Origin of the sequence: Terribium retamae (assembly GCF_022347545.1) — a bacterium.
GTDB lineage: Bacteria > Pseudomonadota > Alphaproteobacteria > Rhizobiales > Rhizobiaceae > Mesorhizobium > Mesorhizobium retamae.
Map to the genome: position 1 here is coordinate 1 of NZ_JAKREW010000010.1, position 12,709 is coordinate 12,709.

Below are 12,709 nucleotides of genomic sequence, written 5' to 3' on the forward strand. Positions count from 1 at the left end.
CTTTCGACACCAATTTCGTGGCGCCGGTGACCAAGTAATCGATCTTGTCTGTTGCCCACATGACCAATGAGCCGGGGGGGGGGGGGCCAAAAGACAACCCCCCCCACCGGGGGCGGCGGCCCCGGGCGGCCGGGGCCGTGGTCGTCTCGCGGCGCCGCCGGCGCTTGCTCGAGGTGGGGCCGGCCTGGGGGCCGGCGGCGGGGCGGGCGCCGTTTTTTGGCGGGCCCCCCGCTTCTCGTAGGAATAAGACGCCTCGAAGGATGCGCCGTCGCCCTGGCTCCAGAAGCCGCGGAACCAGATGCACGGTTTTTGGCGGGTGCCGCCGCCGTAGAGGCGCACAGGACGGGTCTTCAGTCGGACGCCAAGAATCGCGCAGATCGCCACGAAATCCTCATAGACGAATTCGTGCCAGTCATCGGCGCAGGATGTCTCCCGATACCAGGTGCGGGCCTTGTCCTTCGCAGCGTCGGAAAGCTCGTGCAGTCTGTAAACGGTGGTTTCGATGATCTCAGACATTGGGATTGCCTCCGTCGAGGATTTCCGCGAGCCAGCCATCGGTATAGGTCCAGGCGACGGTCTCGCCCTTGGCAAGATCGAGGACATGCGCCCCGCCACCGAAACCGTCGAGGCGCGGCCGTGAGCAGGTGTTGGCGTATTGAAAACCCCAGCGGCCGGTCAGCCCGAACTCCTTCGCGCAAACTTTGACGAACTGGATGAGGCGTTCGGGATCGCCGGTGACGGCATCGCGCATCCAGAGCTGCGTGCCGCCATGCTCTGGCTGGATCGATAGGAGGAAACCGTCGGAAGGCGGATCTTCCGAGGCGCCATCTTCCGACAGGCGATTGTAGAGATCGAGCGCGCGGGCAGCATTGTCGGGCGTGCCGACATCGATAAGGCACGAGAAATGGGTGAAGTAGTCGGCCATGTCAGGCTCCTGAAATGAAAACGCCCGGCGCGACGGCCGGGCTTGAGTTGGGTGTGTGAATAAGTGCGGCGCGCGCGGGCGCGCGCCAGAAGCTGTCCACCAGCCGGCCTTCGAGGACACTGGCGCTGAAGTGCAGGTGTCTGGCCGCACCGCGGTTGTTCAGCCCAGCTTCGGCAAAGGCTCTGCCGCGCAGTCGGCTGGCCTCGGTGACGATCTTGCGGGCCTCGCCGTCGGACGCGACGGGCTCGCACCATCGTATGGCGCCCGTATCGACTTCCCCCGCGGCGGCGAGGCAACCATCGGCGTCTTGTATGACGATGAGACGCGGCGAGAAGGTCCAGGCGTCATTGCCGCCCGGGCCGAGATCATCAAACGCCATGTGGCGCGCCGCCTCGGCGATGGCGCCGTCGAGCGAGTCGCATTGGGCGAGATGAAGGGTGTGGTCGAATGAGATTGGCTCGGCGTCCTGGTCGTCGTCGATGAATGTGGCGATGCCGATGCAAGTGATGCGAAGAGGATATTTCCCTGCGCTGCGCAGATGCGGGATCAGTTGGTCAAACGGGAGCTTTGCGACAGCGATGGTGCTGGCATGCGGGGTAATGGTCATCGGGATCGTTCCTTGACGAACGGCGGGAGCCTCTCTCCCCCACCTCATCCCGTCATGGAATCCCGGCCTTCCTCTCGCTCTTCACGGGAGCGATCGACCGAAGCTGGCTTCGGTTGCGATGCGGTGGCGCTGACCGGGCGCGCAATCGAGGCCCGGATGCTTCTTGCTCCGGGCCGATCGCGGGAGGCGCTTGCGCCTCACTGCCAGGGATCGATTTCGAGTTCGACCATGTCCTCGTCGCCGTCGAATTCGCTCGACACCATGGCGCCGTGGGTGCCGTCTCCTGCCTGGAAGACGACGATTGAGACCATCAGCGTGGCGGCGAGGCTGGCGGCGAAGGCGGTGGCATCTGCGTAGGACATGGTTCCGGCTCCTGTCTTGAGAGGCGGAGGACCATCCCCCGCGCGACAGGCGTCCGAAGTGTCTGACCGGGGCTGCAATCACCGCGCGCGTTCGGGCATGTCCCGAATCCGCGCGGCGGCACGCTCGCGTAAGCCGACCCTTCATGGGTTGATTGATTAGGAACCGGATCAGACCAAGGTTTGCGAATGGAAGCGGGGGTGGTTCTTTGTATCTGACAGCGCGCCGGAAACCTCTTGCGGATGCGTCGCCGCGCCAGCCCCACCTCCTTGCCGGTCTCATCGGATAAACGGCTCGGGCCGGAAGCGGAATGCCTCCAGCCGTGGAAAGGAATGATGGCTGTAGGTGAAGCTGAAGGTCGAACCATGACCGACGCAAGGGGCGCGCAAATCCGCCAAACAAAAAAGCCCGACCACGAGGGCCGGGCGAGTTGCGGAAACGGAGCGGAATGCAGTCAGTAGCCGAAGCGCCAGGACGGCCAGGATTGCCCGTCGTTGGCGGCATTGACGGCGTCGGCGAGATAGTCTGCCTCACCTTCTACAAATACGGGGTCGCGGATCGGCGCCTCGTCAATGACGATGACATCGGAGACGATCCCGTTTTCGACCTCGAAGTGAACGGGTACGAAGTAGGAAAAGACGATGCTCCTGTGGCGTGGTATGATCTTCGGTCATGATGACATCCCGATGTTGAATGGATGCGGGGCGGCGGGTGCCGCCCCGCGAGAGGATCATTCCGCAGCAACGAGCTGCTGGCGTTCGTCGTCGTCCGCCTGGTGATCTTCATCCTCCTCGTCGGTGAGGAAGGCAGGCAGCGCCTCCACCCCAGCCTCGACGGCGGGTTCCGCGTCCTGGCCGAGATCGATCATGCGAAGCGGTTCGGGCAGCCAGCCGGTATCGGCCAGCAGGCGTTCGGCTTCCTTGGCCATGTCGCCCTTCTTCAGATGCTCGATCAGCGAGGCCGCGCGTTCGCCGGCGCCTTCGCGGACTGCCGTGAGGATCCGGAGCTTCGTCACGCGGCTAAGATAGTTGTCGACCGTCGGCCGGAAGCCGGCTTCGATCATGTCGAGGCCGGTGGCGCGCGCCAGTCGGTCGGCTTCGGCCATGCGCCGATCAGGGCTGTGCTGCGAGACGCCCGAGCCGCTGAATGGGTTCGGCCGCTCGTAGAGCGCGTTGACCCCGTAGCTGACACAATGAGCAAGCAGCGCGAGACGGCTGGCGTCGTCGAGCGCGTCGAGCCAGTCCCACAGCGCGTCATCGTCCCCCGGCAAGTCCGCCTCCCAGTCCTCGTGCCGCTGGGCGATCGACTTCGCATAGGGGCTCTCGGCGAGGTCCTTGCCCTGTTCGCGGAAGAAGACATGATTGACCGACGCCTGCAGACTCGCGCCCGATGTGCCCGCCCGCTGGAAGGTGTCGCGCACCAGCTTGTGCAGCAGCGCCGTGAGCGCGACCTGGGGATTGCCACCGACGGCATCGCGGAGCGCTAGCGTGCGATGGGCAGTCAGTTCCGCCACCAGCCTTTCCGGAAGAGGCTTGATGACGTCTTCCTCGTCGTCCTCCGGCTCGGTCGGCTGACCGCCGATGGTGATGACGGCGCGCTGGACCGAAGGAACGGCCTGCGTGCCCTCGGGATCACCACCGGCGTCGGCATCGGACTCGATCTTATCTCCTTCGATGGTTTCGGGCGCTTCGTCCTCGGGGCGAACATGGCCGCGATCGATGACAAGCTCGCCGTCGCGATCGATGCTGACGAAGGCTCCCGCGCGGGCGATCTCGACGGGATCGTAGATGACCGGGCGCTTCTCGAAGGCCTGGAGCTCGGCCTCAATCGCTCCGAGGCGCTGGTCGATCTCATCGGGCAGCTCATCGGTGCCGGCATATTCGACTTCGAGCCGCTCGTGCTCCTCGCGCAGCGCTTCGCGCGCGGCACGCTCCTCCTTGGTGAGGTCGACGAAGCTGCCGGTAAGCGCGCGCAAGCCGTGATCGTAGCCATAGGGCAGATCGACGTCGACCGTCAGCCACTTCCAGCCTTCATTGGCGATCTCGTCTGCGGTCGCCTTCAGCTTCTCGGACACGAGCCGGTCGAGCAGTGCGGGGTCCTGGAGCCAGCCTCCCTCATCGGCCTCGAACAGGTCGCGCAGCACGGTGCCTCCGGCCTGCTTGTAAGCCTCGACACCGACGAACAGGGCCCGCTTGTCGGAGGCCGGGATCGTCGTTTCGGTCAGCAACTGGCGGATATGCCAGGGCTGGCGGTTATAGGAGTGCTGGATCGCCTCCCATATCTGCTCCTGCCGCGCATGATCGGGATTGACGGTGAAGGCCATCAGCATTTCCAATGTCATGCCGTCGGCGGCATAGACGTCGAGCAACACCTGCGAGACAGACACCAGCCGAAGCCGCTGCTTGACGACCTGAACCGTGGTGAAGAAAGCAGATGCGATCTCCTCCTCGGTCATGCCCTTGTCCCGAAGGCGCATGAAAGCGCGGTACTGATCCAAAGGCAGGAGCGGCAAACGCTGGGTGTTCTCGGCCAGGCTGTCGTCCTCGGCGAGAATCTTGGTGGTGGGATCGCGCACGATGCACGGGACGAGACCGTCCTTGGGGAAGCGCTTCGCCTTCACCAGCCGCTCGAGCGCCCGGTAGCGGCGGCCGCCGGCGGGAATTTCGAACATTCCAGTCTCATTGCCATCGGCATCGAGGACAGGCCGGACGTTGAGGCCCTGCACGAGGTCCTCGCGGCGATCGATGTCCTGGGCGAGTTCTTCGATGGCGAGGTTCGCCTCGGTGCGCCGGACGTTCGCCTCCGATAGGACCAGCTTGTTGAAGGGAATGTCGCGCGAGCGCGAGAGGGTGATCTTCTTGGCAGCCTTGGCCATGTCGGTTTCTCCGCGACGGGCGCCGAGAGCCTCTCTCTCGACCCGAACCCGTCACAAAAATCCCATCCTCCCTCTCACTTTCGATCTTGCCGCACATACGATTCCGAATATCACGGGGCGGTCTCGCCCGATCGGCGGGGCGTTGCGGGGCGGCCAGCCCCGCAGAAGGGGTCGAACGAGACGCAAGGCTCGGGCGCAGGGGAAGGCTTTCCCCTCCAGGGCCAGTTTTCAGTAAAGACGTGAAACCGTATGATCGGGTTTTTACGAAACTGGATCGGGAAGATGTGCAAAGACTACGAACGACGCATTCTTTGCGCCGAATACTGAGAGCTTATGCAGAAGCTCGAACTCAGCATGCGTTGACGGTGGGCATGGAGACGATTGCCTGAAGTGGCCGCCGGAGGGGCCTGACTGATGTTGTATGCTTGGGTTAATGGTGAGAAGCGCGCGCCGCTGGCAAAGGGTGAACGCACGGCCTGCCGTGATTGCGGTGGCCTTCTCAGCGCGGTCATGCCGGTCGAAAACGTCCCGCATTGGCGGCACAAGGCCGGCGATTGCGATCCCTGGAGCGAACCCGAAGGACCGTGGCATCTCGGTTGGAAGGAGCTGTTCGATCTTTCGTGCCGTGAGATCGGCCTGGTCGACGGCGCTACGGGCGAACGTCACCGAGCAGATGTCTTATACGGTGCCGGCACGTCGAAGGCGACGGTGCTGGAGCTACAGCATTCTTCCATCTCAGAGGATGAACGAGCCTCAAGGGAGGCTTTCTACAAGCAAGGGCACCGGATGTTCTGGCTGGTTCACATCCACAGCGACAACTCGTTTCTCGGATTTAATTTCGGGATCTCGATGGATTTCACAAAGCGGCCTGTCGAGCTCGACGGGAAGACGTTCTCGGTGATGCGCTGGATGGGGCGCAGTGTTCAATTCATCGAGAAATGGAAGCGCGCCAACGCGCATGTATTTTTCGATTTTGGCGGCCACATTCTCTATCTTGCCAGTGAAACGGTCGCCCAGCGGCTGGGCGGACCATTTCAGCGGGGAGAGTTCGCGCTGTGCAGACTTACGCGCGATGAATTCATCCGTGCCGTCCACTGGGCCGATTGATCGGTGCTGGGGTCACGGTCGTCACTCGACCGTTGACGTTATGTTTCCGGTTTATGTCCCCGCAAGTTAGCGTCGCCTGGGTTAGCCAGATGCCTTCGATCTTGACGACGTCGCCTGGACGGATGTTGAGCCTTTCACGACCGACGGATCGTGCGCCCGGAGGATTGGGGCGCCTGGATACATCTCCCCAAGCCCGAGAAGGATCTGCTTCGTCCGTTGGCGAAAGGGGGCGGCCGATGTTGTCACGGTGCGAGAGGGCAGAGATTGACTCGGACCGGTTACATCAATCCTGTTCACTCGGAAGCACGTCTTGAAAGCCACCATTGCAAAAGCCCTGGTGGTCGGCGAGCGCGCTAAGCAGGACCGGCCGCCAGTGATTGCGATGGAAGGCCCGTCGTTCAACATTGGCCTGTCGGTTGAGGAAGGTACTGACGCTTTCTCCAGCCCCCGCCTCGAATGTCGTCGCAAGCATGACTGCATGGCTGGTCAGATAGGTATTGATCTCTCGTTGGTACCGCTGGTTCAACTTCAGCCGTTCAAGCTGGAATGACAGCCTTGCTCTCAAAATGTCGGGCAAGTCCGCTCCAGGATCGATGTCGTAGTCGATGGTCAACGCGCCGTTCCCGAGGGTCACGGTTGCACGAAGAAATTGAACGTCAGGAAGTTCCTCGAAATAGGGGTGAACGAACTGGTTTTCCGGCTGACCGGCCTCTTGCGTGCTCTTCGATTGATTGCAGTCGTGGCAGAGAGGAACGAGATTACGGACGTAGATGGCGAGCGGCCGGTAAGCCGACTGCGGTAGGTAATGGTCGAGTTCCCGCGGGCCTGTAATGCCGCAAATGGGGCAGTGCTCGACATCGCGCATCAGAATCACGCGGATCGGTTCGAGTTTCCCTCCAGCTTGAGTGAAGCGGTAACTGGCATGGATGGCCGCGTTTAGGTCCTCAGCGAACAGTGGGCCTTTGAGATCGTCGTTGGGCGACCCTCCTGCGACGTCGTAGGCATCGTAGAGCGCAATCAGGCTGTCGAGCTGTTCCGGGGAGACGGCATAGCCATACTGGACGCCCTTCCGTTGATAGATTTCGAGCGCCCGTTCTAATTGCGCCCGTACATCGTCGCGGTTCGGCCGCGGAAGCGACCTCACGATTTCTTTCCTTTCCGGGCGAGGCCGGCCATCACATAGGCGAGGGCTTGGCCGCTGAGTTCGGGGGAGAAGCATTGGTTGATCTCATCGAGGTTGTCGCAACCCTCGATGAGGAGGTCGAGCACATGATGAAAATCTGTCGCGGCCGAAGTCAGCCCGAATGTGCCCTGTGTCAGGATGCCGACATTCTCGCCGAATGTTTCCATCTTTGGGGCACTGATCTCGAAATGATCGCCAATCCTCGCGACAACTCTGACGTGACGGGCGAGTGTCTCCTGGAGGACGACTGGCGAATGCGTCGCGACAATCGCAAAGGCATTCTTTTCCTCAAGGACTATCCGGACGGCGTTCATAAGGGCTGCGGTCAGGGGCGGATGGAGGTGGGATTCAGGCTCGTCGAACAGGACGATGGCCTTTCGGGTCGCATGCGCCACGAGAGAGGTGAGCACATGCAATGCGATCTTGTGTCCAGTGCTCCACCCCATGAAGGCTTGGCGTGGATTGTCACCGAAGAGGTCGACGCGCGTTGATCCGTCCAGATCGATGAAAGACTGGTCGGCGAGCAGTGGCGCAAGCGCGGCATCGAGCAGAGGTCCGTCTCCCTGCCGGTCGATCTGCTCCACGAGTCGGGTAAACTCGTCCGCAAGCTGGTCGAGGGACTTGAGCTTCGTCGTGGTGCGGCGGTCCTCAATCGAGACGATTTGCCGATCCTCCATCGGCGCAGCCTTCGCGTCGACAGCGTCGGCATCGTCTCGAGCTTCGCGAACGACATCTCGAAGGCCGGCGTAGACATAGCGCCCGCTCCCTTTCTCCACATCGGCGGCGATCTGCCGAAGATCGGAATCGAACACGCCGGGGAGGATGAAATTGTCGAATGCGCTGTAGGAGATGGCGATGATGCGCATGAATCCGATCGAGGCCGGCTCAAACTCACCGATCGCTCGGACGGCATCCAATGTTCGCTCGGAGGGTGAGGCGAAAGCGACGCGCGCAATCCGCGAAAGCAGAGTGCTTTTCCCAGAGCCGTTTCTTCCGATGACGACGATGATGCGTCGCGGCAGGATGACACGCGTTCCGCTCGGACCAATGGGCCGTCGCGGACCCATGTAGAACAGTGGCTCTGGAGCATCGAAGTTCAGGATCAGGGGGGAGGTCCAACCGGCAGGCCGAAAGATGAGCGAACCGGAGAGGTCGGCGAGGGCAGCGTAGCTGTTGGAGAAGATGGCAGTCGCATCAGCAAGGAAGCCGTCGTGGTCGCTGTTCTCGCGAAACAGGGACACGCGCCAACCCTCTTCTTGGTTGAACTCATTTCGCAGTCCTGGCGCCGCGACCACATCGCGGAGCGCTGTGACGATGGTGTCTCGGTCCGACCGGGGAATTTCGCTGAGGCGTTGGTAATAATCGAGCGAGTTTCCCACCGAACAAAAGTCGGGCGACAGCTGCTCGAATGGCTGTTTGATCTGAATCGTATCTGAGGCGGCCTGTCCACGTCGTAGTATTTTGACAGGCCCGATCAAGGTCGCAGGTGTGGAGCCTTCCGGCTGATAATAGAGGTGGTAGAGCGTCTGGAAGCTGTAATCGTTCCAATTGTCCTGCTGGAGCGCGAATGTCGATCCGAGTTGTTCGAGTGACCCTCTCTTCGGTGGGAAAACATTGATGACCATCGCCTGAGCCCCTCGCGGTCGGATTGGTTATTGTTCTTTGTCGGCGAGCGAACCGACGCATCACGGCATCGATAAGCTTTGGATGCCCGCGTAGCCCGGCTCCGTGATGTGGAGGGGGAGCAAAGCTGTCCTATAATCAAGGTTCAGTTTCTCCAGAAAAGCCCATTTCCGAAAGGAAGCGGGAGGGGCCTTTCGACCAACCGCGATAGTTTGCTGCTCGGGACAAAATTAGGCGCTCCCGAGTCCGTGTTATTGCAACGAAACAATTGCGCCGTTCTTCTTCCATTTCTGGGGACTCGCCACCTTTGTTGACGCTCTGCCACGACGGCATGATGGATTCGGCGAGTCCCGCAACATAGACGATATCGAATTCCAGTCCCTTCGAGGCATGAACCGTCAGGAGGGTAACGGTCGAGGGATCACGCGGTGGTTCTTTGGAGCGCAGCGCCAGTCCTTGAATCAGCTCGTCCAGATCAATGTCGGCACCCTTTTCAGCCCGGATCTCCTTCACGCATATGTCCCACGCAGCCTTATCGTCTGCCGCGTCGCTCACGACGCCCTCCGCGCTGGTCGCTGAATCGACGAGCACGGGGATCGCTTCTCTAACGACCGGCCGCCACGCTGTACGGGATTGTGCCAGACGAACAGCGAAGGCACCGAGCTTCGCGCCAATCGTATTGCCCATCGCGACGCTGGTTTTTCCCCAATGTTCGAAATTCGATAGTCCTGCTGCCTCTGCCTCGGCGGCTAGGATCGCAGGGTCTAAATCCTGCCCGGCGACGCGGTTGGCCGCGTCCACAAGCACCTTAAATACACGGATGTCCGTCGGTCGCAGGGCCTGGTCGAGGCAGGCCTGCAGCCAAGTAAATTGCGGGGAAATGAAACGGTCTCGCCGTTGCGCGATTACTGCCTTGACACCCTTCGACTGCAAAGCCTGCTGAATGGGGACGAGGAGCGAGCGGGTTCGAGCGAGGACAGCGGTTTTCCCCCATCTCGACGGCTCAGTTTCGGATATCTCGGTCGCCAAACCCTCGCTTTCCGCACTGTCGGACTCGAATAGGCGCAGACTGATCGATTCCGACATCGCAGCTTTAGCTGCCACCAGGGGTTTCTTTCCCGGCGTACGAAAGGTGTTGTGAGCTACCAGAAGATTGGCTGCGCCGACGATCTCTGGCGGGCACCGATGGTTCTCAACAAGCTGAATCAGCTCGGGACGGAAATCGGCACGCATCTTTTCTATTTGCCGATAGCTTGCTCCCGCCCACTGGTAGATGATCTGATCATCGTCCGCCACGGCGAAAAGGTTCTTGAACCCGTCACCAGCGGCGAGCTGGATGAGGCGATACTGTGCTGGTGTTGTGTCTTGGAACTCATCGATCAGCCAGTAGGGGTATGTTCGTCTCGTCCGTTCCGCCACCCCGGGAACGTCTCGCAGAAGTCGACATGCGCCAAGGATCAGACCGTTAAAATCGATCGAATTGTGCTCACCCAGGGCTTGCTCATAAATTTGATAGACGCGCGCGATGGCTTCGCCGCTTCGCGTGTCTCGAAACTGAGACGCTGCTTTTTCTGGCACGACAAGGCGAGATTTCAACTGATCGATCGTTTTGAGCCAGCGAACATCATCTGGGTCGACTGCTTCGGTCTTTGCTGCGACGGCAAGGGCGTCGCTGAGCAGCGCCTCCCGATCCGCATCCTGATCAAAGATCGCGAAGTCGGGAGACATTCCGAGGTGTGAGCCGTGTTGGCGAAGCATTTGCGTGCAGAATGCATGGAAGGTTCCCATGAAGGCACGCTCGGTCAACCCGGGCACGAGTAGCTCAACGCGTTCTCGCATTTCCGCTGCCGCTTTGGTCGTGAAGGTCAGCGCGAGAATGCGGAAGTTCTTGCCACGGCTGTCATCAAGAATTTTGGCAATCCTGGAGGTAAGGACGCGGGTCTTCCCAGATCCAGGTCCGGCAAGCACGAGCACCGAACCATCTCCCCAAACCGCGGCCTCTTTCTGAATGGGACTGAGGCTTGCAAGGATTGCTTCGAGCTCGGGGGTCATTAGGCACCTCCTTTCAGAGATTGAACGAGGTCCACGAATGGTTTCGGCATTTTTAATGCTAGGTCGGCGTCGGTCTCGACTTGAAGCCCCAAGCGGCTCACGCAGGCGATCTTCTCATTCTTCAATCGCTTTAGAAATTCGTCCTGGGGACATGTGAGCGCAGAGTTAGTCGTAGCGTCAGCCAGAATCGTGCGCAGCCGTTCCTCGTGACCGTCAGCGATCAGTTGGCTCTCCAGGTCGTGTGGGGGTGGAAGCGTTGAGACACGCCCGTCGAGGTCGGCTTCCACAAAGCCGCGCTTAATGAGCTGCGCGCGAAATTTTACGGCTTCACCATCTCCGTCCGTAATCATCCACCACGGAATCGCGAACGATGTCGCAAGCGCCGGATAGATCGCGGCGTCTCCGTTGTTTTGAAAGTCGATGACTGCGACGCCGTGACGATCAAGGGGGTAGCCCAAGGCTCGGCCGATCGCGTGCAACAATACGTACTCGGATTGCCCTTCAACGAGGACCCAACGGCGCGCGAAGAAAATCTCGCCCCGGACGCGACGACCAAGGAAAGAAAGTTCGTGCTCCTCTTGCGGCGTCACAAGGCCGCGCGAGCGGTGGCGCAGGTCTGAAATCGCCCCAGCAATTACCGCTTGGTCGCCATTCGCTTTGAAGCAACCAGCCAGTTTCTCAGCAATCGTAGGATCGAACCATGCGGTAGCGTCAATCCTTCCTGTGGCAGGGTTTTTGACGAGCATCGTGCCTTGGTGAGCGGCGAACTGTGTAACGCCGTCGTTCCATGGCAAATCGGAGGCAACCGATCGAGGCATGAAGGCGAGTTCGGTTCGTCCATCTTGCAAACGGACGAGGCGAAGATTGTGCAAGGGCACGTTCTGAACGAAGTAGGGCGAATGGGTCGTGACGAGCTTCTGTCCAGGCAGCTCGCTGACCCGCTCCCACAGAGTCCGCGCGGCTTGCGGATGAAGATGCGCTTCCGGCTCTTCCAGGAGAAAGATAGGTTCGGTGCCAGGCTGTTCTTCTTCGAGTTGCTGAAACGCCGCAGCTTGGAACAGGAAAATGACCGACAGACTCTGAAGACCCTGACCATGGTGATCAAGAGGAAGCCAGGGGCGGAGTTCTTCGTTCTTCAGCACTACCGCAGCACGAGAGATCAGGTCCCAGGTGTTCATCGGCAGCATTCGTAGCCTTGCGTCGCCTTCGCTCTGACCAACGGCTATTTTGGCTGCCTGGCTGATTATCTTCGCGATATCAGCAAGTCGGGGGTCGGCAGCGAGTAGCTTGGTATCGAGACCGTCGAGGGTCGTCTGCACGTCAGCTTCGATGGCGGCCGGTATTCGAATGGACTTGAGCAGCCGTCCCCACAGCGCGGACCGAGGTCCAAACTCGTCGGCGGCGTCACGGAGGGCAGCCAAGTAGAACAAAGGAGCGTAAGCGAAGAAGCCCGACAGGTTCGTGGCGCGTTGGGATTTTTGCGTGAGGGGCTGGCCGGCGGCGTCAAGGAATTCCCAGGCTGGCTCGAAAGCCTCAGACTCCTGGTTCCATTCGCAAGTTACGCGCAGCGAAATCAAGTTGCGGCCAGCATCACTCAAGACGACCAGATCATCCAGGGCCGCGACCATGTCGGCATCCCAAGGTTCGGGCGCCTTTTCTTCCAGACGGAGAAGCACACGAACCGGGGGCGCCGTCTTGGGATCGTGCGTCTCGCCGGGCGAATGAACGTCGTGCTCGGTGAACCCCGTGCCGCGCCGTCCCCAGCGCCGGGATAGGGCGATCCGGACGGCTTCAAGTATCGCAGTCTTTCCGGTGTTGTTGGCGCCGATAAAAACCGTCGTGTCTTCTAGGTCCACGTCAAGGGCTTGAACACATCGAAAGTTTTCAATTCGGACCTGGCTTATTTTCACTATGCTCCCCCCGGAGGTCGATTAGCTGATCTCCAATTTCTATCGGTTTCATCTCTAGCAGCAAGAA

Annotated in this window: 10 protein-coding genes and 1 pseudogene; 2 read left to right on the forward strand and 9 right to left on the reverse strand. The window is 60.7% G+C overall.

What is annotated here, in order from left to right:
• Window positions 1-228 precede the first annotated feature (228 nt).
• The 4 genes and pseudogenes from L4923_RS12485 to L4923_RS12500 form a co-directional block, all read right to left on the reverse strand.
• Window positions 229-516: pseudogene (locus L4923_RS12485) on the reverse strand (antitoxin of toxin-antitoxin stability system); the annotation flags it as partial.
• Complete coding sequence (locus tag L4923_RS12490) at window positions 509-925, reverse strand: hypothetical protein (RefSeq protein ID WP_239365380.1); 417 nt, start codon at window positions 923-925, stop codon at window positions 509-511. The gene L4923_RS12490 and the pseudogene L4923_RS12485, both read right to left, overlap by 8 nt.
• Before the next feature lies 1 nt (window position 926).
• Window positions 927-1,532 carry a hypothetical protein gene (locus tag L4923_RS12495; protein WP_239365381.1) on the reverse strand — a complete coding sequence of 202 codons (606 nt, stop codon included), beginning with the start codon at window positions 1,530-1,532 and terminating at the stop codon, window positions 927-929.
• Window positions 1,533-1,729: 197 nt separating this feature from the next.
• Entirely contained in the window at window positions 1,730-1,894 is a 165-nt protein-coding gene (locus L4923_RS12500) for a hypothetical protein (RefSeq protein ID WP_239365382.1), read from the reverse strand.
• A gap of 446 nt (window positions 1,895-2,340) precedes the next feature.
• Between L4923_RS12500 and L4923_RS12505 the strand changes: the two genes are divergently transcribed.
• On the forward strand, window positions 2,341-2,568 hold the full coding sequence (locus L4923_RS12505) for a hypothetical protein (protein WP_239365383.1): 228 nt from the start codon (window positions 2,341-2,343) through the stop codon (window positions 2,566-2,568).
• 54 nt (window positions 2,569-2,622) lie between these two features.
• Here the strand turns inward: L4923_RS12505 and L4923_RS12510 are convergent, their stop codons facing one another.
• Window positions 2,623-4,767 (reverse strand): ParB/RepB/Spo0J family partition protein, encoded by a 2,145-nt coding sequence (locus tag L4923_RS12510; RefSeq protein ID WP_239365385.1) that lies wholly within the window; start codon window positions 4,765-4,767, stop codon window positions 2,623-2,625.
• A 510-nt stretch (window positions 4,768-5,277) separates the two neighbouring features.
• On the opposite strand from L4923_RS12510, the gene L4923_RS12515 reads away from it, so the two are divergent.
• A complete protein-coding gene (locus L4923_RS12515; RefSeq protein WP_239365387.1) occupies window positions 5,278-5,874 on the forward strand; it encodes a competence protein CoiA in 597 nt (198 codons plus the stop codon).
• Between the two features lie 283 nt (window positions 5,875-6,157).
• On the opposite strand, the gene L4923_RS12520 is transcribed toward L4923_RS12515, so the two are convergent.
• The 4 genes from L4923_RS12520 to L4923_RS12535 all read right to left on the reverse strand — a co-directional run bounded on the left by L4923_RS12520 (window position 6,158) and on the right by L4923_RS12535 (window position 12,642).
• Window positions 6,158-7,018 (reverse strand): HNH endonuclease, encoded by an 861-nt coding sequence (locus tag L4923_RS12520; RefSeq protein ID WP_239365390.1) that lies wholly within the window; start codon window positions 7,016-7,018, stop codon window positions 6,158-6,160.
• Complete coding sequence (locus tag L4923_RS12525; protein ID WP_239365393.1) at window positions 7,015-8,682, reverse strand: AAA family ATPase; 1,668 nt, start codon at window positions 8,680-8,682, stop codon at window positions 7,015-7,017. The genes L4923_RS12520 and L4923_RS12525 overlap by 4 nt, the downstream gene beginning before the upstream one ends.
• 136 nt (window positions 8,683-8,818) lie before the next feature.
• Complete coding sequence (locus tag L4923_RS12530; protein WP_239365396.1) at window positions 8,819-10,732, reverse strand: ATP-dependent helicase; 1,914 nt, start codon at window positions 10,730-10,732, stop codon at window positions 8,819-8,821.
• Window positions 10,732-12,642 carry an ATP-dependent nuclease gene (locus tag L4923_RS12535; protein ID WP_239365399.1) on the reverse strand — a complete coding sequence of 637 codons (1,911 nt, stop codon included), beginning with the start codon at window positions 12,640-12,642 and terminating at the stop codon, window positions 10,732-10,734. Before L4923_RS12535 ends, L4923_RS12530 begins: the two co-directional genes overlap by 1 nt.
• Between the last annotated feature and the right edge of the window lie 67 nt (window positions 12,643-12,709).

Bases quoted from the DNA above. Each gene is read 5' to 3' on its own strand.
- L4923_RS12530 (WP_239365396.1), bottom strand. From the start codon at position 10,732: ATGACCCCCGAGCTCGAAGCAATCCTTGCAAGCCTCAGTCCCATTCAG.
- L4923_RS12490 (WP_239365380.1), bottom strand. From the start codon at position 925: ATGGCCGACTACTTCACCCATTTCTCGTGCCTTATCGATGTCGGCACG.
- L4923_RS12500 (WP_239365382.1), bottom strand. From the start codon at position 1,894: ATGTCCTACGCAGATGCCACCGCCTTCGCCGCCAGCCTCGCCGCCACG.
- L4923_RS12515 (WP_239365387.1), top strand. From the start codon at position 5,278: ATGCCGGTCGAAAACGTCCCGCATTGGCGGCACAAGGCCGGCGATTGC.
- L4923_RS12510 (WP_239365385.1), bottom strand. From the start codon at position 4,767: ATGGCCAAGGCTGCCAAGAAGATCACCCTCTCGCGCTCGCGCGACATT.
- L4923_RS12495 (WP_239365381.1), bottom strand. From the start codon at position 1,532: ATGACCATTACCCCGCATGCCAGCACCATCGCTGTCGCAAAGCTCCCG.
- L4923_RS12505 (WP_239365383.1), top strand. From the start codon at position 2,341: ATGCAGTCAGTAGCCGAAGCGCCAGGACGGCCAGGATTGCCCGTCGTT.
- L4923_RS12525 (WP_239365393.1), bottom strand. From the start codon at position 8,682: ATGGTCATCAATGTTTTCCCACCGAAGAGAGGGTCACTCGAACAACTC.